The organism is Enterobacter sp. 241F3 (assembly GCF_034106785.1).
GTDB lineage: Bacteria > Pseudomonadota > Gammaproteobacteria > Enterobacterales > Enterobacteriaceae > Enterobacter > Enterobacter vonholyi.
This window is the reverse complement of sequence record NZ_JAWNDD010000010.1, coordinates 36,668-60,184: the sequence shown is the minus strand read 5'-3', so window position 1 is coordinate 60,184 and position 23,517 is coordinate 36,668. Positions and strand designations below refer to the sequence as shown.

Genomic DNA, 23,517 nt, shown 5'->3' with positions numbered 1-23,517 from the left:
CACACTCACCTCCGTGGTTGTTCAGGAATACCGCTGTGTCTAAACAAAACCGTGCTCCCCACTCGTCACCACTACCTGCAGGTATTGTGGAACTGTCGGTACACCGACCGCCCCACATCACCCATACCACGCCGGATTTTCTGGCGGAAGAAGTACCCGTTGCGCTCGTTTACAACGGCATCTCGCATGTGGTGATGATGGCGTCTCCGAAAGATCTTGAGCTGTTCGCCATCGGTTTTTCCCTCTCGGAAGGCATCATCGAGAATCCGCAGGAGATCTACGGTATGGACGTGGTGCAGGCCTGCAACGGTCTTGAAGTGCAGATCGAACTCTCCAGCCGCCGCTTTATGGGGCTGAAAGAGCGCCGTCGCGCGCTGGCCGGGCGTACCGGCTGCGGCGTGTGTGGCGTTGAGCAGCTCAATGATATTGGTAAACCCGTTGCGCCATTGCCGTTTACTCAGACCTTTAATCTGGCGCACCTCGACCATGCGCTTAAGCACCTGAATGATGTACAGCCCATCGGCCAGCTGAGCGGCTGCACGCACGCGGCGGCATGGGTGTTGCCGTCGGGGGATATTGCCGGGGGACATGAGGACGTTGGCCGCCACGTGGCGTTGGACAAGCTGCTCGGTCGCCGGGCACGTGAAAGTGAGGTCTGGAAGCAGGGGGCAGCACTCGTTTCCAGCCGGGCCAGCTACGAGATGGTGCAAAAGTCCGCCATGTGCGGTGTGGAAATTCTGTTTGCGGTCTCAGCCGCAACAACGCTGGCGGTGGAGGTGGCGGAGCGCTGCAACCTGACGCTGGTGGGCTTCTGCAAGCCGGGAAGGGCGACGATTTATACCCATCCACAACGATTGATAGTTGATCAGTAATTTTGAATGATAATAGCAAATCCTTCCGCTTTTAGTTGATCATGATGAGGTCTAGTATTTATCTCATCAAGGCACGGTGCCTTACCAAAACAACTTAATGAAAGGGTTTATATCATGAAAAGCATCAAAACTTTTGTCGCTGTAATCGCTCTGGCTACTTCTTTCGGTTCTTTCGCTGCACAGACCGTAACCGCAACCGCCTCTACCATTGATGGCGCAGAAGCTAAAATCGCGGCTCAGGCTCAGGAAGCCGGCGCGTCATCGTACAAAATTACCCAGGCGTTCTCAGGTAACCGCGTACACATGACCGCTGAACTGACTAAATAAGCTGTCACACCGTCGAAAGAGCGCCCCCGGGGCGCTTTTTTAGTTTATGCCCGCCACGCGCAGCAGCGCGGTTACCACTGCCGCCGCTACGATCACCACAATTAACGGCATCTTCCGCCAGGCCAAAAACACTGCAAACGCCACGCCCAGCACGCGCGCCATGCCGGCAAAGTGGTCACCTTCATAAAACGTGGTCGCCAGCGCCACGGAAAACAGCAATACCGTTGCCGCATCTGACAGCAGCGCCTGTGAACGCTCTGACAATGCCAGCCTGCTGCCCAGTTTCGCTCCGCCAAGACGCATCAAATAGGTTCCCGCAGACAAAATGGCGATGCCGAGAATAAAGAACGTCATGTTTTCCATTATTTTTTCCTCGCGGCAAGACCGAGCAAAGAGAGCAGTACCGGCAGACCTACCGGGGCAAACGGCACGGCGGCCAGCGACAGAACGGCACCGCTGCAGGCGCGTATCAGCGTGGTGCGGTTTTTAAATGCGGGAACCACTAATGCCAGCAGTATCGCCGGGAATACCGCATCCAGGCCTATGGTTTCCGGGTCCGGCAGCAGTTTGCCGACCATGGCACCCAGTAGCGCGCCAAGCGGCCAGACGATGGCGACGCCTAAACCGCACAGCCAGTAGGCGGCTTTACGCTGCTCGGCGGTTTTTTGCGACAGGCCAAACACCACGCTTTCGTCGTTCATGATGTGGCAGCCCAACAGGCTCAGACCGCGCTTACCGACCAGTTCTCGCACCGTCACGCCAAACGGCACGTGGCGCGCGTTGACCAGCAAACCCGCGGCTGCAGCCGCCAGCGGGTTACCGCCGCTTGCTACAATGCCGATAAACATAAACTCTGACGCGCCCGCGAGTACGGTGATGGAGAGCACAAACGGCACCCAGACCGGGAAACCGTAGGCCATCGCCAGCGAGCCGTAGGACATTCCCACCACGCCCACCGCGAGGCAGACCAGGATGATTGCTTTTATGGTGTCGCCTTTCAGACAAGAGAGATGATGCTTCATACATTTTTAGCCATATCGAACGTGTATCCATTATAATGAACGCAACGAAACTGATTTTCAAGGCGAACGATTCGTTCGTTTTATAGAACAAGAGGCCGTTATATGACGCAGCCAATCAGCCTGATCGCTAAAAGTCTGGTGCGGGAACGTCTGCGCACCGGGCTTTCGCTGGCGGAAATTGCCCGCCGTGCCGGGATCGCTAAATCCACTCTTTCCCAGCTGGAGTCCGGCAACGGTAACCCTAGCCTGGAAACGCTGTGGTCGCTGTGCGTGGCGCTGGATATTCCTTTCGCCCGCCTGCTTGAGCCGCAGTTGCCGACCACGCAGGTGATCCGCCGTGGTGAAGGGACAAAAGTGGTCGCCGGACAGGCTAATTATGAAGCCATTTTACTGGCGGCATGCCCTCCCGGCGCGCGCCGCGATGTCTATCTTCTGATGACCCAACCGGGCGCAGATCGTATTTCTCAGCCGCATCCGCCGGGCTCTGTTGAACATATTATTGTGACGCAGGGCCGGGCGCTGGTCGGCCTGCTCGACGCGGCGGAAGAGCTCGGCGCAGGGGATTACATTTGTTATCCCGCCGACCAGCCGCACATCTTCAAGGCCCTGGAGCCAGACACTTACGCGCTGCTGGTGGCGGAACAAAACTAACAGAGATACGGAAACTCATGTCGCTTAAAGCCATTGCCAAAGAACTGGGGCTGTCAGTCACCACCGTCAGCCGCGCCCTCAACGGATATGACGACGTCTCCGCCGAGACGCGCGCTCGCGTAGAAGCGGAAGCCCAGCGACGCGGCTATCGGCCTAACACTTTCGCCCGCCGCCTGAAGATGGGCAAAATTGATGCCGTTGGGCTGGTGTTCCCGGTCCATCCTGTTCCGCTCAATAACAGCGTATTTATGGACATGGTCGGCGAAATTAGCCACGAACTGGCGCGACATGAGATCGACTTATTGCTTATCGCCGACGACGATCTGGCGGATAAGCACAGCTATATGCGCATGGTGCAAAGCCGCCGCGTGGATGCGCTGATTGTGGCCCACACGTTGGATCGCGATCCGCGACTTGAGCAGCTGCAGGCCGCCGGATTTCCCTTTCTGGCGCTTGGTCGCAGCCAGCTACCGCAGCCGTACGCGTGGTTCGACTTCGACAACTATGCCGGTACGTACAATGCTACACGCTGGCTAATCGGGAAAGGCCATCAGCGCATTGCCCTACTGGGCGAAAGCAACAATCAGGCATTCATCACCCAGCGTCGTCAGGGCTATCTGGACGCGTTGCGGGAAGCCGGGCTTTCCAGCGAATGGCTGCGCGCCATGCCCCCTTCGCGCCGCGTGGGTTATGCCACCACGAAAGAGCTTCTCTCGCTGTCGCAGCCGCCCACGGCCATCATTACCGACTGCAACACTCACGGTGACGGCGCGGCGATGGCGCTGGCAGAGCTGGGCCGTCTGACCGGCGAGAGCGCCGTTGCGCTGGTTGTTTATGACGGGCTCCCGCAGGACAGTATCGTCGATGCCGACGTGGCGGCAGTGATCCAGTCCACCCGCCAGGGCGTCGGGAAACAGATTGCCGATATGGTGCGTCAGCTGATTAACGGCGACGATATTGAACGGCTTCAGGTGCTCTGGCAGCCCGAATTTTCTCCCGGCCAAACGGCCTGAATCTCTCCATTTTCTAAACCCGATCACAAAACCGAAACGTTTTGGTTTGTATCCGAAACGTTTCGGATCAACACTCAGATCATCCCGATGACAGGAGATGTCTGATGCAAGATTCCGTTTTACGACTTGAAAGCAACACGGTAGATGTGGTGATCAAAACGTACCCGTTCGCCGAAATTCTCTACTGGGGGCCGCACCTTCAGCACTTTTCGCCACAGGATGTTGCTATGATCGCGCGCCCTGTTGCCAACGGCAGGCTTGACGTCGACTCCCCGGTCACGCTGATGGCCGAGCTGGGGCACGGTCTGTTTGGTGCTCCCGGCATTGAGGGGCATCGGCAGGGGCTGGACGGTTCACCCATGTTCACCACCACAGACGTACAGCAGTCAGGACAAACCCTGACGGTGACGGCGGAAGATGAACATGCGGGCCTGCGTCTGACCAGCGAGCTGGCGCTGGATGCCAGCGGCGTGCTGGTGGTTCGTCACGGTTTAACGAACCTGAAAGCGCAGGCGTGGCAGGTGGACCGTTTCGCCGTCACGCTGCCGGTGGCCGAACGCGCTCAGGAGGTGATGGCCTTCCACGGTCGCTGGATCCGGGAATTTCAGCCGCACCGCGTGACGCTTGAACACGACAGCTTTGTGATTGAAAACCGCCGGGGTAAAACCTCCCATGAACACTTCCCGGCGCTGATTGCCGGGACGCCGTCGTTCAGCGAAATGCACGGCGACGTCTGGGGCGTGCATCTGGGCTGGAGCGGCAACCACCGCCTGCGTGCGGAAGCCAAAACCGACGGCCGCCGCTATCTGCAGGCTGAAGCCCTCTACCTGCCGGGCGAAATGGCGGTTGAGGAGGGCGATACGCTCTGGACGCCGCGCCTGTATGCCAGCTATTCCACGCATGGCCTGAACGGCATGAGCCAGCCGTTTCATCGCTACCTGCGCAACAACGTTATCCGCTTCCCGGAAAACAAACCGCGCCCGGTGCACCTCAATACCTGGGAAGGGATCTACTTCAACCACGATCCGGACTACATCATGCGCATGGCCGACGAGGCTGCCGCCCTGGGCGTGGAGCGCTTCATCATTGACGACGGCTGGTTCAAAGGCCGTAATGACGACCATGCCGCGCTGGGCGACTGGTATCTGGATGAGAAAAAATACCCGAACGGCCTGACGCCGGTGATCGACCACGTCAAACGGCTCGGTATGGAGTTTGGCATCTGGGTTGAGCCGGAGATGATCAACCCGGATTCCGATCTGTACCGCACGCACCCTGACTGGGTGCTGGCACTGCCGGGCTACAAACAACACACCGGGCGGCACCAGCTGGTGCTCAATCTGAGTATCCCGGAAGCATTTGATTATCTTGTGGAACGCATGAGCTGGCTTCTGGGTGAACATGAAGTCGACTACGTGAAGTGGGACATGAACCGTGAGCTGGTACAGCCGGGTCACGACGGGAAGGCCGCTGCTGACGCGCAAACCCGCCAGTTTTATCGCCTGCTGGACGTGCTGGGTGAACGTTTTCCGCACATCGAATTTGAATCCTGCTCATCCGGCGGGGGGCGAATTGACTATGAGGTGCTGACGCGCTGCCACCGCTTCTGGGCCTCGGACAACAACGATGCGCTGGAGCGCAACACCATCCAGCGCGGCATGAGCTATTTCTTTCCGCCGGAGGTGATGGGGGCGCATATCGGTCATCATAAATGTCACGCCACCTTCCGCCAGCACAGCATTGAATTTCGCGGTCTAACGGCGCTGTTTGGCCATATGGGGCTGGAACTTGATCCCCTCACCGTCGATGAGAAGGAGCGCGAAGGCTATCGCCGTTACGCCGCGCTGTACAGGCAGTGGCGCGAGGTTATTCATCAGGGCACACAATGGCGCGTGGATATGCCTGATGCCACTACGCTGGCACAGGGTATTGTGAGCGAAGATAAAACGCAGGGGCTGTTTATCGTCAGCCAGCTCGCCATGCCGGACTACACGTTGATGATGCCGCTGCGCATGCCGGGGCTTGAGCCCAGCGCGCAGTATCGTATTTCGCTGCTCGATCACCCTGATATTCACATTACCGGTGAAGGAGGCCATACCATGCGCAAGCTGCCGGCATGGATGGAAACACCGCAAACGGCGAGCGGCGAGTGGCTGATGCAGGCGGGCATTGCGCTGCCGATTCTGGATCCGGAAACCGCCGTTCTGATTGGCGTTGAACGCGTGTAAAGGTGACGGGCCGCGCTGCCGGCCCTCCGTTGAGGATAAAAATAATGAACACAACACCCTGTACCCACAAAGACAACCCTAACTTCTGGATTTTCGGGCTGTTCTTCTTTCTCTACTTCTTCATCATGGCCACCTGCTTTCCGTTCCTGCCGATCTGGCTGTCGGATATCATCGGCCTGAACAAAACCCATACCGGCATCGTCTTTTCCTGCATCTCACTCTCGGCCATTGCCTTCCAGCCGGTGCTTGGGGTGATCTCGGATAAACTGGGTCTAAAAAAACACCTGCTGTGGATCATCTCCGTGCTGCTGTTCCTGTTTGCCCCTTTCTTCCTCTACGTCTTCGCGCCGTTACTAAAAGCCAACATCTGGCTGGGCGCGCTGAGCGGCGGCATGTATATCGGCTTTGTCTTTTCGGCGGGCTCAGGGGCCATTGAGGCCTACATTGAACGCGTGAGCCGTAACAGTTTTTTTGAGTACGGTAAGGCGCGCATGTTTGGCTGCCTCGGCTGGGGGCTATGCGCCTCCACGGGCGGGATCCTGTTCGGCATCGATCCGTCGTATGTTTTCTGGATGGGTTCGGCGGCGGCGCTGCTGTTGATGCTATTGCTGGTGGTCGCGAAGCCAAAACCCAACCAGACGGCGCAGGTGATGAATGCGCTGGGTGCCAACCAGCCGCAGATCACCGCGAAAACGGTCTTTAGCCTGTTCCGTCAGCGCAGGATGTGGATGTTTATTCTGTACGTGATTGGCGTGGCCTGCGTCTATGACGTCTTTGACCAGCAGTTTGCTACCTTCTTCAAAACGTTCTTCGCCACGCCGCAGGAGGGCACTCGCGCCTTTGGTTTTGCGACCACTGCCGGGGAAATCTGCAACGCGATCATCATGTTTTGTTCACCGTGGATCATTAACCGCATCGGCGCGAAAAACACGCTGCTCATCGCCGGGGTGATTATGGCGACGCGCATTATCGGCTCGTCGTTTGCCACCACCGCTGTAGAAGTTATTGCCCTGAAGATGCTGCATGCGCTGGAGGTGCCGTTCCTGCTGGTGGGGGCCTTCAAGTACATCACCGGGGTGTTTGATACGCGTCTTTCGGCGACTATCTACCTGATTGGCTTCCAGTTTGCCAAACAGTCGGCAGCGATCTTCCTTTCCGCGTTTGCCGGAAATATGTATGACCGGATCGGTTTCCAGGAGACATACCTGATGCTGGGCTGTTTCGTGCTGGCGATTACGGTGGTGTCGGCGTTTACGCTCAGCAGCAGGGAGGAGATTGCGGCAGGCAATAAGGCGCTGGAAGTCCATTAACGCCCTGAACACATTCACTATTCCTGCGTTGGTCAAAAAATGAATAACCTTATAAAAACTACGGCATTGATAATCATTTTCAATATCATTTAATTAACTATAATGAACCAACTGCTTACGCGGCATTAACAGCTGTGCCGCCCGACAATAATGGAGAGGATTATGAGTTATACACTGCCATCCCTGCCGTATGCCTACGACGCACTGGAACCGCATTTCGACAAGCAGACGATGGAAATCCATCACACTAAACATCACCAGACCTACGTGAACAACGCGAACGCCGCGCTGGAAAGCCTGCCAGAGTTCGCTAACCTGCCTGTTGAAGAGCTGATCACCAAGCTGGACCAGCTGCCAGCGGACAAGAAAACCGTGCTGCGTAACAACGCGGGCGGCCACGCAAACCACAGCCTGTTCTGGAAAGGCCTGAAAACCGGTACCACCCTGCAGGGCGACCTGAAAGCGGCTATCGAGCGCGACTTCGGTTCCGTTGACAACTTCAAAGCGGAGTTCGAGAAAGCCGCTGCAACCCGCTTCGGCTCCGGCTGGGCGTGGTTGGTACTGAAAGGTGACAAACTGGCGGTTGTTTCTACTGCTAACCAGGATTCCCCGCTGATGGGTGAAGCGATCTCTGGCGCATCCGGCTTCCCAATCCTGGGTCTGGACGTGTGGGAACACGCTTACTACCTGAAATTCCAGAACCGTCGCCCGGACTACATTAAAGCGTTCTGGGACGTGGTGAACTGGGACGAAGCAGCAGCGCGTTTCGCCGCTAAAAAATAAGGTTGCATTGACGCCTGTGAGAAGCGAGTCTGATGGCTCGCTTTTTTTGTATCTGCAGAAAGGAGCAGCGATGCATTATCCGGTGAATGTATTTACAGGCAAGGTAAGGGAGTACGACGGCAGCCGCCCGAGCGCCATCGCCAAAATTCAGGTCGACGGTGAGCTGACGTTGACCGACCTCGGGCTTGCTGGCGACGAGCAGGCCGAAAAGAAGATCCACGGCGGGCCGGAGCGCGCGCTGTGCCACTATCCGCGCGAACACTATCAGTACTGGAAAACCGAGTTCCCCGAGCAGGCGGATCTCTTCGTCGCCCCCGCGTTTGGCGAGAATCTCTCCACCGAAGGGCTCACCGAAAAGAACGTTTTTATCGGTGATATCTACCGCTGGGGCGATGCCCTGATTCAGGTGACGCAGCCACGCTCGCCGTGCTTCAAGCTCAACTTCCATTTCGGTATTCATGACATGTCGGCTCAGATGCAAAGCGCGGGTAAAACCGGCTGGCTGTACCGGGTGGTGCTGGCCGGGCAGGTCGCAGCAGATGCGCCGCTCGAGCTGGTATCACGCCTGAGTGAGGTGTCTGTTTATGACGCCTGCGCCATTGCGTGGCATATGCCGTTTGATGACGAGCAGTATCATCGCCTGCTTTCGGCGGCGGGGCTATCGACCAGCTGGACAAGAACGATGCAGAAGCGACGTTTAAGCAGCAGGATCGAGGATAATTCCCGGAGATTGTGGGGTAAGTAGTGCCCTTCATCCCGGCCCTCTCCCCTTCGGGGAGAGGGTTAGGGTGAGGGGGTTACGAACGCTTGTACAATGGTAGCCACAGCGTTAACCGTAGTCCACCCAGCGGGCTGTCGTCGGCTTTCACCCAGCCGCGGTGCTGCTGCATGGCGGTTTCAACAATCGCCAGACCCAGCCCCGTGCCGCCGGATTCCCGGTCGCGCGCCTCATCGGTACGATAGAACGGACGGAAAATCTGCTCGCGATCTTCCGGGCTGACGCCAGGACCGTCGTCGTCGACAATGACGGTGATCCCGTCTTTATCCACCGAGAACGCCACCTCAATCTTCGTATGCGAGTAGCGCAGGGCGTTACGCACGATATTCTCCAGCGCGCTTTCCAGCGCGTTGGGGTTACCGTAGAGCGGCCACGGGCCCGGCGGGAAGTTGACGGTGAAGGATTTGCCCATCTGCTCTGCTTCGAATGCCGCGTTGTCCAGCACCTCGTGCCAGAGGTGATTCGCTTTCACCGTTTCGCTAACCAGCGCGTTTTTCTGTTGATTGCGGGACATGACCAGCAGATCGTTGATCATGCTGTCCAGGCGGTGAGCTTCGGTTTCGATACGTTCCAGCTCTTTGCTTTCCCCGCTGCGGCGACGCAGCAGCGCGGTGCCAAGCTGTAAGCGCGTAAGCGGGGTGCGCAGCTCGTGCGAGATATCCGACAGCAGGCGCTGCTGTGCGGTCATCATGCGATCGAGAGCGCTCACCATCTGGTTAAAACTGGTCCCGGCGGCAAGGAACTCCTGCGGTCCGGCTTCCAGTTCAGGGTGTTGTCGCAGGTTACCCTGTGCCACCTCATCGGCGGCATTCTTCAGCTTACGCGCCGGTTTTGCCAGGCTCCACGCCAGCCATAACAGCAGCGGCGAGCTGACCAGCATAGTAACAATCAGCAGCAGGAGAGGGCGGTCAAACAGCAGGTTGATGAAGTCGGACTGGGAGCTGCTCGCGGGGCGAATCAGGTAGAGCTGATAATTATCCTCTCCGTCCCTGACGGAGAAAGGCCCCACCATCTCTACGCGCCCATATTTCTTCTTCTGGGGATGATCGGCGTTATCCGCCTGGCCAATGAAGTTGCGGATAATCTGCATTTCATTGCGATCGGCCCCAATCACGCGGCCTTCGCTGGTCACCAGCAGCAGGCGTTGTCCGGGCGGCGCCCACTTGTCGATAGCGCGAAACAGCCTGCGCCACCACATTAAATCGTTTGGCGGATCGTTTGCCAGCTCGGCTTCCACGTGCTGCTCGATCATCACGCCCTGACGTTGCTCGCTGTCGAGAAGCTCCGTCATCTGGCGTGAGTCAAGTTTTGGCAACATCAGTACGAGCATTAAAACCAGTGCCAGCGTCAGCCAGAAGATGGCGAAGATGCGGGCGGTTAAGCTTCCTATCATGAAGCGGAAACCATCAGATAACCGCGACCACGCAGGGTTTTAAACCATGGGTGACCGTCTTTACGCTCCGGCAGCTTACGGCGCAGGTTAGAGATGTGCATGTCGATGGCGCGGTCAAACGGGGTGAGGCGTTTGCCCAGAACCTCCTGGCTTAGATGTTCACGCGAAACCACCTGGCCGAGGTGCTGCGCCAGCAGATATAGCAGGGTGAACTCCGTGCCGGTCAGTTCCAGCGTCTGGCCATCAAAGCTCGCTTCCTGACGGCCCGGGTTGAGGCTCAGGGAGTCGACTTCTAGTGTAGGTGAGCTGTTGTCGGTATTTTGCTGCTGTTCGCTCCAGTGGGAACGACGCAGGATAGCGCGAATACGGGCAACCAGTTCACGGTCGTTAAACGGCTTTGGTAAATAGTCATCCGCGCCAAGCTCAAGGCCGAGTACGCGATCAAGTTCGCTGCCGCGTGCGGTCAGCATGATTACGGGAGTCTGGTGTGTCTGGCGAAGTTCTTTCAACGTATCAATACCGTTTTTCTTCGGCATCATCACGTCGAGCAAAAGTAAATCGATGCTGTCGTCAAGGAGACTCAGCGCCTGCTCGCCATCATGGGCAACCAGGACGTTGAAACCTTCCATGTCGAGCAACTCCTTTAAAAGGGATGTGAGCTCTCGGTCATCATCAACTAACAGGATTTTATTCATTGTTTAAATACCTCCGAGGCAGAAATTACGACATCAAGGCTGTCTAATCCATGACTTTACGTTGTTTTACACCCCCTGACGCATGTTTGCAGCCTGAATCGTAGACTGTCTCTCGTTGAATCGCGACACGAAAGATTTTTGGGAGCAAGTGATGCGCAAAGTTACCGCTGCCGTCATGGCCTCAACGCTGGCGTTCAGTGCGTTTAGCCAGGCTGCTGAAGCTATCATCAGCGATAACAGTCCCTTACAAGAGGGCGCAACGCAGAACAGCAGCCAAAGCCATATGTTTGACGGCATAAGTTTAACCGAACATCAGCGTCAACAGATGCGAGATCTGATGCAGAGGGCAAGACACGACCAGCCCCCTGTTAATGTTAGCGAAATGGAGACAATGCATCGCCTTGTCACCGCAGAAAATTTTGACGAAAGCGCTGTACGCGCTCAGGCCGAAAAAATGGCACAGGAACAGGTTGCCCGCCAGGTAGAGATGGCGAAGGTCCGCAACCAGATGTTCCATCTGCTAACGCCCGAGCAGCAAGCGGTTTTGAACACCAGACATCAGCAGAGAATGGACCAGCTGCGAGAGGTTGCACGGATGCAGCGAAGCTCAGAAACGACGTTTTTCAGTAGCAATAGCAGTACCCGTAGTAACCAGTAAACCCTGTTTTCCTTGCCATAGACACCATCCCTGTCTTCCCCCACATGATGTGGGGGTTTTTTTTATTCCTTCTTCTACCCCCCTAAATCAAGGGCTCATTATTTTCATTCCGACGATATATTCTTTTTAAAATAGTATTTTTCTGAATTGTTTGTAAAATATGCAAGCTACTGATAAGAAACAAAAGGGGATATCATGTCAGGAATGGTTTTTTGCCGAGGATGTGGCAAGGAGTTGCACAGTACCGCTAAGGCCTGTCCGCATTGTGGCGCAAGCCAGGTTGCAGCAGGAAGTAAAAATAAGCTTACCGCAGCATTGCTCGCTTTCTTCTTAGGAGGCCTGGGCGCACATAAATTTTACTTAGGTAAGATTGGCCAGGGATTCCTTTACCTCATCTTTTGCTGGACCTTCATACCGTCAGTCATTGCCTTCATTGAGTTTATTATCTATCTGTGCACCTCTGAAGATGACTTTGCCAGAAAATATGGTTAAGTGCTGACTTAGCATTTTCAGGTTTCAAATCAGGAAAGCCCCTTTTAAACGGGGCTTTCTTATTGATGAACGTCACGGGCGAATATCTCGTTATAAAAACCATTTATATCAATAGTATGATTGTAATCCTGCATAATCTATTTCTCTTCATCTGCGACAGGTCTTTTGCTCGTCATTTCTTTTGTTAACCGTTTATTCATCCTTTGACTCCCAATGCTTCCGTTATACTAGCGGCATAACATGACAGGAGCGTTTATGAATCAATCCTATGGAAGACTGGTCAGCCGGGCCGCCATTGCGGCGACCGTCATGGCCTCCAGCCTGTTACTGATTAAAATCTTTGCGTGGTGGTATACCGGCTCGGTCAGTATTCTGGCGGCGCTGGTGGACTCGCTGATGGATATTGCCGCCTCGTTGACCAACCTGCTGGTGGTGCGTTACTCGCTGCAGCCAGCGGACGAAGAGCACACGTTTGGGCACGGCAAAGCGGAGTCGCTGGCCGCGCTGGCGCAAAGTATGTTCATTTCCGGCTCTGCGCTGTTCCTGTTTTTAACCGGCATTCAGCATCTCGTCTCGCCAACACCGATGAACGATCCCGGCGTGGGAGTCGTTGTGACGATAGTCGCGCTTATATGCACACTCGTTCTGGTAACGTTCCAGCGCTGGGTTGTTCGCAAAACGCAAAGTCAGGCTGTACGGGCGGATATGCTTCATTATCAATCTGATGTTATGATGAATGGGGCTATTCTTATTGCGCTCGGTCTGGCCTGGTATGGCTGGCATCGCGCCGATGCGTTGTTTGCGTTAGGGATTGGTATCTATATTTTATATAGCGCTCTGCGGATGGGGTATGAAGCGGTGCAATCACTGCTTGACCGCGCCCTCCCGGACTCAGAACGTAATGAAATTTTTTCTATCGTGACCTCCTGGCCCGGCGTCAGCGGTGCACACGATCTTCGAACGCGGCAGTCAGGGCCGACCCGCTTTATACAGATTCATATTGAAATGGAAGACAACCTGCCACTGGTACAGGCTCACGTTATTGCTGAGCAGGTCGAGCAGGCGATTTTGCAGCGTTTTCCTGGTTCAGACGTCATCATTCACCAGGATCCCTGCTCGGTTGTACCCGGTCATGTTGGGCTTTCGTAATTCGTTGTAAAAAAGTGAGCCAGGCCAGCATTTTGTGTATAAATTACCGCCGTTTGGTCTGACCTGAATCAATTCAGCTGGAAGGGATTGATATACTATTTGCAGTATTCGTTGGTCGATAAGTTTCTTCCGGCAACAGATTTCAATTTTGCATTCCTAAGTTCAGAGGTAGTCATGATTAAGAAAATCGGTGTGTTGACAAGCGGCGGTGATGCGCCGGGCATGAACGCGGCAATTCGTGGTGTTGTCCGTGCAGCGCTGACGGAAGGCCTGGAAGTTTTTGGCGTTTATGACGGTTATCTGGGCCTGTATGAAGATCGTATGGTTCAGCTCGACCGCTACAGCGTGTCTGACATGATCAACCGTGGCGGTACTTTCCTCGGTTCTGCGCGCTTCCCGGAATTCCGCGACGAACACGTTCGTGAAGTGGCTATCGAAAACATGAAGAAACGTGGTCTGGACGCCCTGGTGGTTATCGGCGGTGACGGTTCCTACATGGGTGCAAAACGTCTGACCGAAATGGGTTTCCCGTGCATCGGTCTGCCTGGAACCATCGACAACGACATCAAAGGCACTGACTACACTATCGGCTTCTTTACTGCGCTCGGTACCGTTGTTGAAGCGATTGACCGCCTGCGTGACACCTCGTCTTCTCACCAGCGTATCTCTATCGTTGAAGTGATGGGCCGTTACTGTGGCGACCTGACGCTGGCGGCTGCCATTGCGGGCGGTTGCGAATTTATCGTCGTGCCAGAAGTCGAATTTAGCCGTGAAGATCTGGTGGCTGAAATCAAAGCGGGCATCGCGAAGGGTAAAAAACACGCGATCGTCGCTATCACCGAGCACATCTGTGACGTTGACGAGCTGGCGAAGTACATCGAAGCCGAAACCAAACGCGAAACCCGCGCGACCGTACTGGGTCACATCCAGCGTGGCGGTTCCCCAGGCCCTTACGACCGTATTCTGGCGTCCCGTATGGGCGCGTACGCGATCGATCTGCTGCTGCAGGGCCACGGCGGCCGCTGCGTCGGTATTCAGAACGAAAAACTGGTTCACCACGACATCATCGACGCGATTGAAAACATGAAGCGTCCGTTCAAAGGTGACTGGCTGGACTGCGCGAAAAAACTGTACTGATCGGCTCTGTTGCCCGGTGGCGGCTGCGCTTACCGGGCCTACAAAGGCACGACTCGTAGGCCGGGTAAGGCGTAGCCGCCACCCGGCTTTTTTATGCGTGGACGCTTTTTTATTCCACTACGTTATAGCCAATCTTTTTTTATTCTTTAATCCTCGATTCGCTTTCTGGCACGCTGCATTCATCAAAACACTACACAAGAGAGCTGGGCGATGAATAAATGGGGCGTGGGTTTAACATTATTGCTGGCATCGACCAGCGTTCTGGCTAAGGACATTCAGTTATTAAACGTGTCATACGACCCGACGCGTGAACTGTACGAGCAATACAACAAAGCGTTTGCGGCACACTGGAAGCAGGAAACCGGCGACAATGTCGTGGTTCGCCAGTCTCACGGAGGTTCTGGCAAGCAGGCGACCTCCGTCATCAACGGCATTGAAGCCGACGTGGTGACCCTGGCGCTGGCCTACGATGTCGACGCGATCGCCGAGCGCGGTCGCATTGACAAAAACTGGATCAAACGCCTGCCGGATAACTCCGCACCCTACACCTCGACCATCGTCTTCCTGGTGCGTAAAGGCAACCCGAAACAAATTAAAGACTGGAACGACCTGATCAAACCGGGCGTTTCTGTGATTACCCCGAACCCGAAAAGCTCCGGCGGCGCTCGCTGGAACTACCTCGGCGCATGGGGTTACGCGCTGCATCACAACAACGGCGACCAGGCCAAAGCGCAGGAGTTCGTGAAGGCGCTGTATAAAAACGTTGAGGTGCTGGACTCCGGCGCGCGTGGTGCCACCAACACCTTCGTCGAGCGCGGGATTGGCGACGTGCTGATTGCATGGGAAAACGAAGCACTGCTGGCGACCAACGAACTGGGTAAAGACAAATTCGAGATCGTGACCCCGAGCGAATCGATTCTGGCTGAGCCGACCGTTTCCGTGGTCGATAAAGTGGTTGAGAAGAAAGATACCAAAGCGGTGGCGGAAGCTTACCTGAAGTATCTCTATTCGCCAGAAGGCCAGGAAATTGCGGCGAAAAACTTCTATCGTCCACGCGATCCGGCTGTTGCGAAGAAATACGAAAGCGTATTCCCTAAACTGAAACTCTTCACCATCGATGACGAGTTCGGCGGCTGGACGAAAGCGCAGAAAGAGCACTTCTCTAATGGCGGTACCTTCGACCAAATCAGCCAGCGCTAACCATTAGCCTGTGACACGGTGACCCGGCGTGAGAAATCCGCCGGGTTTTTTATTTGGTCATCATTTTGCGTTACTCTTTTGCCTCAATCGAAAACAGGGAACGCGTTGTGAAAAAAATTATCTTATTGATCCTCATTGTCATCGCCCTTGCCGCTGGCGGCGTGTACTGGATGAAGGCGGGTAATCCGAATGCGTTAAGACATATCGTTCTCGACCAGTGTGTGCCGAATCAGATCCAGAATCGTAACCCGGCGCCGTGTGCGCAGGTGAAAACGGATGCAGGCTATGTGATATTTAAAGACCGCAACGGGCCGCTGCAATACCTGCTGATGCCGACCTATCGCATCAACGGCACCGAGAGCCCGCTGTTGACCGAAGGGCATACGCCGAACTTTTTCTGGCTGGCGTGGCAGTCGCGCAGCTTTATGACCCTGAAGCGTGGAGCCGAGGTGCCTGACAGCGCCATTTCGCTGACGATTAACTCCCCGACAGGGCGCACGCAGAACCACTTTCATATTCATATCTCCTGCCTTCGCCCGGACGTGCGCGAGAAGCTCAACGCGGCACAGGGAGAAATCAGCACCCAGTGGCTGCCTCTTCCCGGCGGGCTGGAAGGGCATGAGTATCTTGCTCGTCGGGTGACGGAGAATGAGCTGGTCCAGCGCAGCCCGTTTATGATGCTGGCAGAAGAGCTGCCGGAAGCGCGCGACCATATGGGGCGTTTCGCACTGGCGATGGCGCAGCAGTCTGATGGTTCGTTTGTGTTGCTGGCGACCGAGCGTAACCTGCTCACGCTTAACCGCGCGTCTGCGGAGGAACTGCAGGATCATCAATGCGCTATCCTGAAGTAACCCCACCATAAATCGCGTTTACTCGGGCTGCCTGTCACCGTAGACTTGCTGAAAAATTCTACAGGAGACAGGTATGTCGCTCTGGTCAACGTATCCTCTGCTGCTGCCCTCACTGATCGTTGGCGTCACCATCGTGCTGTGGGCGACGTCGCTATTGCCGGAATTCATCACCGCGCTGCTGTTCTTTACGGCGGCAATGACCGCGAAGATCGCCCCGCCGGAGGTGATTTTCGGCGGTTTTGCTTCATCGGCCTTCTGGCTGGTCTTCAGCGGATTCGTGCTCGGCGTGGCGATCCGTAAAACCGGACTGGCAGACAGGGCCGCCAGGGCGCTGTCGGCAAGGCTCACCGACTCCTGGGTGTTGATGGTGGCGAGCGTGGTGCTGCTGAGCTACACGCTGGCGTTTGTGATGCCGTCGAATATGGGACGTATTGCGCTACTGATGCCGATTGTCGCCGCGATGGCGAAACGCGCCGGTATCGCAGACGGCTCCCGAGCGTGGTTTGGTCTGGCGCTGGCGGTAGGGTTTGGGACTTTCCAGCTTTCGGCGACGATTCTGCCCGCTAACGTCCCTAACCTGGTGATGAGCGGTGCGGCGGAAGGCTCGTACGGCATCCATCTGAACTATGTCCCTTATCTGCTGCTGCACACGCCGGTGCTGGGCATTCTCAAAGGCCTGATTCTGATTGGCCTCATCTGCTGGCTATTTCCCGGCAGCCCAAAACCGCCGAAAGAACAGGCGCCGTCTGAGCCTATGGGGCGGGACGAAAAGCGTCTTGCCTGGCTGCTGGCGGTGGTGCTGGGGATGTGGGTTACGGAGAGCTGGCACGGCGTGGGGCCCGCGTGGACGGGGCTGGCGGCGTCGATCATCGTTATGCTGCCGCGCATTGGTTTCATTACCGGGGAAGAGTTTTCTGCGGGGGTGAATATGCGCACCTGTATCTACGTTGCCGGTATTCTGGGGCTGGCGATCGTCGTGACGCAAACCGGTATCGGAACGGCGGTGGGCGAGGCGTTGCTCCGCATTATGCCGCTGGATGCAGGCCGACCGTTCACCAGTTTCCTGGCGCTGACCGGTATTACCACCGCACTCAACTTCATTATGACCGCCAACGGCGTTCCGGCGCTGTATACCACTCTGGCGCAGAGTTTTTCGGACGCGACCGGTTTCCCGCTGCTGTCGGTGATTATGATTCAGGTGCTGGGCTATTCCACGCCGCTGCTGCCCTATCAGGCGTCGCCGATTGTGGTGGCGATGGGGTTAGGAAAGGTGCCTGCCAGGGCGGGGATGATGCTTTGTCTGGCGCTGGCTATTGCAACGTATCTGGTGCTGCTGCCGCTGGATTATCTGTGGTTTAGCCTGCTGGGACGGCTGTAAAAAAGCCCGGTGGCGCTGACGCTTACCGGGCCTACAAAACCGTAGGGCGGGTTAGCGAAGCGCCACCCGCCACAAAGGCAATTACGCCTGTTTAGCCGCTTCTGCCGCTTTAACGATCACCGCGAAAGCGTCAGCTTTCAGGGATGCACCGCCAACCAGCGCGCCATCGATGTCTGGCTGGGTGAACAGCTCAGCAGCGTTGGAAGCGTTAACGGAACCGCCGTACTGGATAATCACTTGCTCAGCGACTTTGGCGTCAGCTTTCGCAATGTGGTCACGAATGAATTTGTGAACAGCCTGAGCCTGTGCAGGGGTTGCTGATTTGCCGGTACCGATCGCCCAGACTGGCTCGTAAGCGATAACCGCGCCTTCGAACGCTGCCGCGCCCTGGGTTTTCAGCACTGCGTCGATCTGACGTGCGCACACTTCTTCGGTTTTGCCCGCTTCGTTTTCCGCTTCGGTTTCACCGATGCACAGAACAGGGATCAGGCCCTGCTCTTTCAGCACGGCGAATTTCTTCGCGATGAACTCATCGGATTCTTTGTGATAGGTGCGACGCTCGGAGTGGCCGATGATGATGTATTTCGCGCCGATATCTTTCAGCATTTCAGCGGAGGTTTCACCGGTGAAAGCGCCAGACAGGTTAACGTCAACGTTCTGCGCGCCCAGAATGATGTGGCTGCCGTCAGCGGCGTGTTTAGCCAGATCCAGATACATATCCGGCGGAGCGATCGCAACCGCGCAGCCGGTCACGCCAGCCAGCTCTTTACGCAGGTTCGCAACCAGTTCGTTTACCATGTGGCGGCTGCCGTTCAGCTTCCAGTTACCCATCACTAAAGGATGTCGCATTTCAATTCTCCACGCTAAATAAGCGAATTAAGGAATATGGCCACCCTGTCGGGCAGCATGGTCTGTGAATCAGTATAGAGATTTTCCCTCGAAAGGCTTTGCTTTTTGTCATTAATTCGCCCCGCCGAGAGTGTCAGATAGTGCCAGCTTAATCGGTTCAACAGCGAAGGTCAGTCCTTTTTCGCCGTTGTCCGCCACAACATAGCGGATTGCGCCCTCGGTATCGGCGTAGTAACGCTTGTTTTTACCGGCAGCGAGGAGTTTTTGCAGCTTTTGCTGGCTTTGCTTTTTCGTCAGTGCCGGGGTAAACGCCTGCAGGACCGCGCTCATGTACTCCAGCGCTTTCGCCTTAGCGGCTTTCTGCTCTGGCCCCTGTATCGGCAGCCAGGTGATTTGCATGCTTTTGATTTTTAAAGTACCGCGCTCCAGCGCCGTGGAAGCATACAAATTCTCATTTATCTTGCTTGCCGCACGGGTCAGTGTGGGGGTATCGCGTGAGCCATCAATGGCGCGAAATTCATCCAGCGGCAGCGTGGGGTTGGTCTGATTGAAGGTTTCACGAAACTGGCTGATGGACTGATCGAACGACGGCGCGCCCGCCAGCAGATACGGTGCTGTGGTCGGGGCTGTGGTTTCGGCGGCGTGCAGGGGATAACCCGCGCTGATCAGCGCTAAACACAGGAAAAGAGAACGTGCCGAACTTTTCATCAACATTGCCCCTGGCCGTAAGTGCTCATGATTAAAACGATATCTGGTCGGCTTGTCAAAAGGTCACAACTCCAGGGTAAAATGCGCGCTATACGATAATAAGGAACCTTACATGACCATACAGCAGTGGCTGTTTTCATTCAAAGGGCGTATTGGACGCCGTGATTTCTGGATCTGGATGGTGACGTGGGTTGTCGCCATGCTGCTTCTGTTTTTCGTTGCTTACAACGCATGGCTGAGCACGCAAACGGCGGCCTTCGCGCTGGTCTGCCTGCTATGGCCAACGGCGGCTGTTGTTGTTAAACGCCTGCACGATCGCGGTCGTTCCGGCGCGTGGGCATTTCTGATTATTCTGGCGTGGATGCTGGTGGCGGGGAACTGGGCGATGCTTCCGTCCATCCTGCCGTGGGTTGTGGGCAGGCTGCTGCCTTCGGTCATCTTCGTGATGATGATTGTCGATCTGGGTGCGTTTATTGGCACCCAGAGCGAAAACAAATACGGTAAAGACACCGTTGAGGTGAAATACCGCTGATCACCAGTAGTGTTCGGCGGTCATATGGCCCGGCCGGCGGCGAAGATGTTTCGTCATCTGCCGGGTATCCTTCAGAAGCTGCTGCGTGTCCCGTACCATCTGCGGGTTGCCGCACAGCATGACGTGGCTGGTTTCAGCGTTCAGCGGCAAACCCACCGCCTCTTCCAGGGCACCACTTTCAATAAGCGCCGGCACGCGGCCGGTCAGCGTTCCTGCTATGGTTTCACGGCTGACCACCGTCTGAATCTTTAACTTTCCGCCGTACTGTTGCTCCAGCGCCTGCATCTGCGGCAGGTAGCTCAGATCTGCAGCGTAGCGCGCGGCGTGCACCAGCACGATGTTTTTAAAGCGCTCGAGGTCTTTGCCGTACTGCAAAATAGAGAGATAAGGACCGATGGCCGTGCCGGTTGCCAGCATCCAGAGCGTGTCACAATCCGGGATCTCTTCGAGCACAAAGAAGCCTGCCGCTTCACTCACAATTTGCACGTCGTCGCCGGGCTTAAGGGCGGCAAGGCGCGGGCTGAGCTTACCGTCAGGAACGGTAACCAGATAGAATTCGAGATCCGGGTTATCAGGCGCGTTAACGTAAGAGTAGGCGCGCTGCACGCGCTCGCCGTCGACATCCAGTCCCAGCTTCGCAAATTGCCCGGCTTTAAACGGGTGAACGGGAGCATGTACGGTGAGACTAAATAGCGCATCGGTCCAGAACTGTACCTTTGTGACTTTACCTGTTACCCAGTCCGCCATGATCTTCTCCTGTGCTGTTTCTCTGTTCTATCTTCCGTACTTGTGGTGACAATTTCCAGCCCGTCAGGGCCGGAAAGCTCTATCGATCAAACGGTTTTACAGAATGTGCGTCTGCACGTCCGGGTCTTTGCGGTCGAGATAGTGGATAGACTGGATGCGACGAATGGTGCGTGATTTACCGCGGATCAGCAGCGTTTCGGTGGTCGCCATATTGCCCTTGCGGGTGATGCCGTCCAGCAGATCGCCTTTGGTGATGCCGGTCGCCGAGAAGACCACGTTATCGCTACGGGCCATCTCGTCCAGCGCGAGCACTTTATTGGCCTCGATGCCCATCGCTTCGCAGCGCGCCAGCTCGTTTTCCCCGATGCGGCGGTTCTCTTCGCTGTCGCCTTTCACCTCGTGGCGGGGCAGCAGACGGGCCTGCATATCGCCGTCCAGCGCGCGGATCACGGCCGCAGAGACTACGCCTTCCGGTGCGCCGCCGATGCCGTACAGCACGTCCACTTCGCTGTCCGGCATGCAGGTCAGGATCGAGGCGGCAACGTCACCGTCCGGAATGGCAAACACGCGCACGCCGAGCTTTTGCATCTGCGCGATGGTGGCGTCGTGGCGCGGTTTTGCCAGAATCGTCACGGTGAGTTCGCTAAGGGGTTTGCCCAGGGCTTTGGCGATGTTGTGCAGGTTCTCTTCCAGCGGCAGGCTGAGGTCGATTGCGCCTTTCGCGCCAGGACCGACAATCAGCTTTTCCATGTACATATCCGGCGCGTTAAGGAAGCAGCCCTTATCGCCCACGGCCAGCACCGCCAGGGCGTTGGCCTGACCCATTGCCGTCATGCGGGTGCCTTCGATCGGGTCAACCGCGATATCCACGGCATCGCCTTTACCGGTACCGACTTTTTCACCGATATAGAGCATCGGCGCTTCGTCGATCTCGCCTTCGCCGATCACGATGGTGCCGTCGATATTGACCTGGTTAAGCACAATGCGCATGGCATGGACGGCTGCACCGTCTGCGGTATTTTTATCGCCGCGACCCAGCCACTTATAGCCTGCAAGGGCGGCTGCTTCGGTGACGCGGGAAAACTCGATAGCAAGTTCACGTTTCATGAGGTACTCGTGCAATTAAAAGGAATTGCACGAAGTTTATCACAGTGTGGGGAGGGGTGTTTTAAGTCCCCTCTCCCCAAAGGGGAGAGGGTTAGGGTGAGGAGTAAGTTTGTCTTACTCCTCGTGTTCTTCCCACGCCAGGGCGCGTTTCACCGCTTTCTTCCAGCCGCTGTAGCGGAAGTTACGCTCGGTGGTTTCGATGCCCGGGCGGAACTCGCGTTCGATAACCGCTTTTTCCTGCAGCTCGTCCAGGTTCTGCCAGAAGCCTACCGCCAGACCTGCAAGGTACGCCGCACCCAGCGCCGTCACTTCACGCACTTCAGGGCGCTCAACGCGGGTGCCCAGAATGTCGGACTGGAACTGCATCAGGAAGTTATTCGCTACCGCACCGCCGTCCACGCGCAGGGCGTGCAGACGAATGCCGGAGTCCGCCTGCATCGCTTCCAGCACGTCTCGGGTCTGGTAGGCGATGGATTCCAGAGTGGCGCGAATAATGTGGTTAGAGTTCACGCCACGCGTCAGTCCGAAAATCGCGCCGCGTGCATACGGATCCCAGTAGGGTGCGCCCAGACCGGTGAATGCAGGCACCACGTACACGCCGTTGGTGTCTTTCACTTTGGTGGCGAAGTACTCGGAGTCGAATGCATCGCTGATCAGCTTCATCTCGTCACGCAGCCACTGGATAGACGCACCGGCCATGAACACCGCACCTTCCAGGGCATAGTTCACTTCGCCGCGCGGGCCGCAGGCGATGGTGGTCAGCAGACCGTTTTCTGATTTCACCGCTTTCTCACCGGTGTTCATCAGCATAAAGCAGCCGGTGCCGTAGGTATTCTTCGCCATCCCTTCCTTGACGCACAGCTGACCGAACAGCGCCGCCTGCTGGTCACCGGCGATACCGGCGATAGGAATACGGGTGCCACCTTTACCGCCGATGTTGGTCTGGCCGTAAACCTCAGAAGACTTGCGCACTTCAGGCAGCATCGCGCGTGGGATATCCAGCGCGTCCAGCATCTTGTCATCCCACTCCAGGGTGTTGATGTTGAACAGCATGGTACGCGAGGCGTTGGTGTAATCGGTGACGTGGACGCGTCCCTGGGTCATCTTCCAGATAAGCCAGGTGTCAACGGTACCGAACAGCAGCTCGCCGCGTTTAGCACGCTCGCGTGAACCTTCCACGTGGTCGAGGATCCATTTCACTTTGGTGCCGGAGAAGTACGGGTCAACCACCAGGCCGGTGGCGCTGCGCACGTACTCTTCCATACCGTCGCGCTTCAGCTGTTCGCAGATTTCAGAGGTACGGCGGCACTGCCAGACGATGGCGTTGTAAATCGGCTTACCGGTTTCGCGTTCCCAGACGATCGTCGTTTCACGCTGGTTAGTGATACCAATCGCGGCAATCTCGTCGGAACTGATATCGGCTTTCGCCAGCACTTCGACCAGCGTGGAGCTTTGTGACGCCCAAATCTCCATCGGGTCGTGTTCTACCCAGCCTGGACGAGGATAAATTTGCTCAAATTCGCGCTGTGACACGCTGACGATGTTCGCGTCATGATCCATTACGACAGCGCGGGAGCTGGTAGTGCCCTGGTCGAGCGCAACGATATATTTTTTTTCGGTCATGGTATGTGTCCCGT

At 56.3% G+C, this 23,517-nt stretch carries 25 protein-coding genes; 16 read left to right on the top strand and 9 right to left on the bottom strand.

Translation table 11 applies throughout. The features are described 5' to 3' along the window. The first annotated feature begins 35 nt into the window (after positions 1-35). Entirely contained in the window at positions 36-872 is an 837-nt protein-coding gene (gene fdhD / locus UR504_RS19725; RefSeq protein WP_115876973.1) for a formate dehydrogenase accessory sulfurtransferase FdhD, read from the top strand. Between the two features lie 114 nt (positions 873-986). Next, complete coding sequence (locus tag UR504_RS19720; protein ID WP_023309747.1) at positions 987-1,199, top strand: DUF1471 domain-containing protein; 213 nt, start codon at positions 987-989, stop codon at positions 1,197-1,199. A gap of 39 nt (positions 1,200-1,238) precedes the next feature. Here UR504_RS19720 and UR504_RS19715 read toward each other — a convergent pair whose 3' ends face one another. Continuing rightward, positions 1,239-1,562, bottom strand: a complete 324-nt coding sequence (locus UR504_RS19715) for an AzlD domain-containing protein (protein WP_111963949.1) — start codon at positions 1,560-1,562, stop codon at positions 1,239-1,241. Then, a complete protein-coding gene (locus UR504_RS19710) occupies positions 1,562-2,221 on the bottom strand; it encodes an AzlC family ABC transporter permease (RefSeq protein ID WP_008501825.1) in 660 nt (219 codons plus the stop codon). The genes UR504_RS19715 and UR504_RS19710 overlap by 1 nt, the downstream gene beginning before the upstream one ends. 102 nt (positions 2,222-2,323) lie before the next feature. On the opposite strand from UR504_RS19710, the gene UR504_RS19705 reads away from it, so the two are divergent. The 6 genes from UR504_RS19705 to yiiM all read left to right on the top strand — a co-directional run bounded on the left by UR504_RS19705 (position 2,324) and on the right by yiiM (position 8,951). After that, positions 2,324-2,872 (top strand): helix-turn-helix domain-containing protein, encoded by a 549-nt coding sequence (locus UR504_RS19705; RefSeq protein ID WP_023309744.1) that lies wholly within the window; start codon positions 2,324-2,326, stop codon positions 2,870-2,872. Positions 2,873-2,889: 17 nt separating this feature from the next. Next, positions 2,890-3,885, top strand: a complete 996-nt coding sequence (locus UR504_RS19700) for a LacI family DNA-binding transcriptional regulator (RefSeq protein ID WP_127732649.1) — start codon at positions 2,890-2,892, stop codon at positions 3,883-3,885. 104 nt (positions 3,886-3,989) lie between these two features. Beyond that, positions 3,990-6,113, top strand: a complete 2,124-nt coding sequence (locus UR504_RS19695; RefSeq protein WP_271369682.1) for an alpha-galactosidase — start codon at positions 3,990-3,992, stop codon at positions 6,111-6,113. Positions 6,114-6,157: 44 nt separating this feature from the next. Beyond that, complete coding sequence (locus UR504_RS19690) at positions 6,158-7,423, top strand: MFS transporter (RefSeq protein ID WP_127732645.1); 1,266 nt, start codon at positions 6,158-6,160, stop codon at positions 7,421-7,423. A 162-nt stretch (positions 7,424-7,585) separates the two neighbouring features. Continuing rightward, positions 7,586-8,206 carry a superoxide dismutase [Mn] gene (sodA, locus tag UR504_RS19685; protein ID WP_003861999.1) on the top strand — a complete coding sequence of 207 codons (621 nt, stop codon included), beginning with the start codon at positions 7,586-7,588 and terminating at the stop codon, positions 8,204-8,206. A gap of 70 nt (positions 8,207-8,276) precedes the next feature. Further along, entirely contained in the window at positions 8,277-8,951 is a 675-nt protein-coding gene (yiiM, locus tag UR504_RS19680; RefSeq protein WP_407719103.1) for a 6-hydroxyaminopurine reductase, read from the top strand. A gap of 52 nt (positions 8,952-9,003) precedes the next feature. On the opposite strand, the gene cpxA is transcribed toward yiiM, so the two are convergent. Continuing rightward, positions 9,004-10,377, bottom strand: coding sequence for an envelope stress sensor histidine kinase CpxA (gene cpxA, locus UR504_RS19675; protein WP_045329509.1), 1,374 nt, complete (start codon positions 10,375-10,377; stop codon positions 9,004-9,006). Next, positions 10,374-11,072: an envelope stress response regulator transcription factor CpxR gene (gene cpxR, locus UR504_RS19670; RefSeq protein WP_006179159.1), complete on the bottom strand. Its 699-nt coding sequence runs from the start codon at positions 11,070-11,072 to the stop codon at positions 10,374-10,376. The genes cpxA and cpxR overlap by 4 nt, the downstream gene beginning before the upstream one ends. A gap of 151 nt (positions 11,073-11,223) precedes the next feature. Here cpxR and cpxP point away from each other — a divergent pair, with 151 nt between their 5' ends. The 7 genes from cpxP to UR504_RS19635 all read left to right on the top strand — a co-directional run bounded on the left by cpxP (position 11,224) and on the right by UR504_RS19635 (position 17,937). Further along, the gene (cpxP, locus tag UR504_RS19665) at positions 11,224-11,730 is read left to right on the top strand and encodes a cell-envelope stress modulator CpxP (protein WP_024909200.1); all 507 of its coding nucleotides are present in this window, start codon (positions 11,224-11,226) and stop codon (positions 11,728-11,730) included. A 195-nt stretch (positions 11,731-11,925) separates the two neighbouring features. Then, positions 11,926-12,222 (top strand): TM2 domain-containing protein, encoded by a 297-nt coding sequence (locus tag UR504_RS19660; protein ID WP_115876978.1) that lies wholly within the window; start codon positions 11,926-11,928, stop codon positions 12,220-12,222. A 255-nt stretch (positions 12,223-12,477) separates the two neighbouring features. Continuing rightward, complete coding sequence (fieF, locus tag UR504_RS19655; RefSeq protein ID WP_023309697.1) at positions 12,478-13,371, top strand: CDF family cation-efflux transporter FieF; 894 nt, start codon at positions 12,478-12,480, stop codon at positions 13,369-13,371. Positions 13,372-13,545: 174 nt separating this feature from the next. Then, positions 13,546-14,508 carry a 6-phosphofructokinase gene (gene pfkA / locus UR504_RS19650; protein WP_023309696.1) on the top strand — a complete coding sequence of 321 codons (963 nt, stop codon included), beginning with the start codon at positions 13,546-13,548 and terminating at the stop codon, positions 14,506-14,508. A gap of 210 nt (positions 14,509-14,718) precedes the next feature. Then, positions 14,719-15,708: a sulfate ABC transporter substrate-binding protein gene (locus UR504_RS19645; protein WP_029741703.1), complete on the top strand. Its 990-nt coding sequence runs from the start codon at positions 14,719-14,721 to the stop codon at positions 15,706-15,708. Positions 15,709-15,815: 107 nt separating this feature from the next. Beyond that, positions 15,816-16,559 (top strand): CDP-diacylglycerol diphosphatase, encoded by a 744-nt coding sequence (locus UR504_RS19640; RefSeq protein WP_320740052.1) that lies wholly within the window; start codon positions 15,816-15,818, stop codon positions 16,557-16,559. Between the two features lie 73 nt (positions 16,560-16,632). Continuing rightward, positions 16,633-17,937, top strand: coding sequence for an SLC13 family permease (locus tag UR504_RS19635; protein ID WP_320740051.1), 1,305 nt, complete (start codon positions 16,633-16,635; stop codon positions 17,935-17,937). Between the two features lie 81 nt (positions 17,938-18,018). Here UR504_RS19635 and tpiA read toward each other — a convergent pair whose 3' ends face one another. Both tpiA and UR504_RS19625 read right to left on the bottom strand, forming a co-directional pair. Then, entirely contained in the window at positions 18,019-18,786 is a 768-nt protein-coding gene (gene tpiA, locus UR504_RS19630; protein ID WP_014172206.1) for a triose-phosphate isomerase, read from the bottom strand. Positions 18,787-18,897: 111 nt separating this feature from the next. Further along, on the bottom strand, positions 18,898-19,494 hold the full coding sequence (locus UR504_RS19625; protein ID WP_115876982.1) for a DUF1454 family protein: 597 nt from the start codon (positions 19,492-19,494) through the stop codon (positions 18,898-18,900). Positions 19,495-19,606: 112 nt separating this feature from the next. Between UR504_RS19625 and UR504_RS19620 the strand changes: the two genes are divergently transcribed. After that, the gene (locus UR504_RS19620; protein WP_023293600.1) at positions 19,607-20,026 is read left to right on the top strand and encodes a DUF805 domain-containing protein; all 420 of its coding nucleotides are present in this window, start codon (positions 19,607-19,609) and stop codon (positions 20,024-20,026) included. On the opposite strand, the gene fpr is transcribed toward UR504_RS19620, so the two are convergent. The 3 genes from fpr to glpK form a co-directional block, all read right to left on the bottom strand. Next, positions 20,027-20,773: a ferredoxin--NADP(+) reductase gene (fpr, locus tag UR504_RS19615; protein WP_148244647.1), complete on the bottom strand. Its 747-nt coding sequence runs from the start codon at positions 20,771-20,773 to the stop codon at positions 20,027-20,029. It lies immediately after the preceding gene. A 96-nt stretch (positions 20,774-20,869) separates the two neighbouring features. After that, on the bottom strand, positions 20,870-21,880 hold the full coding sequence (gene glpX / locus UR504_RS19610; RefSeq protein WP_032662725.1) for a class II fructose-bisphosphatase: 1,011 nt from the start codon (positions 21,878-21,880) through the stop codon (positions 20,870-20,872). Positions 21,881-21,994: 114 nt separating this feature from the next. Then, positions 21,995-23,503 (bottom strand): glycerol kinase GlpK, encoded by a 1,509-nt coding sequence (gene glpK / locus UR504_RS19605; RefSeq protein ID WP_023309688.1) that lies wholly within the window; start codon positions 23,501-23,503, stop codon positions 21,995-21,997. Positions 23,504-23,517: the final 14 nt, after the last annotated feature.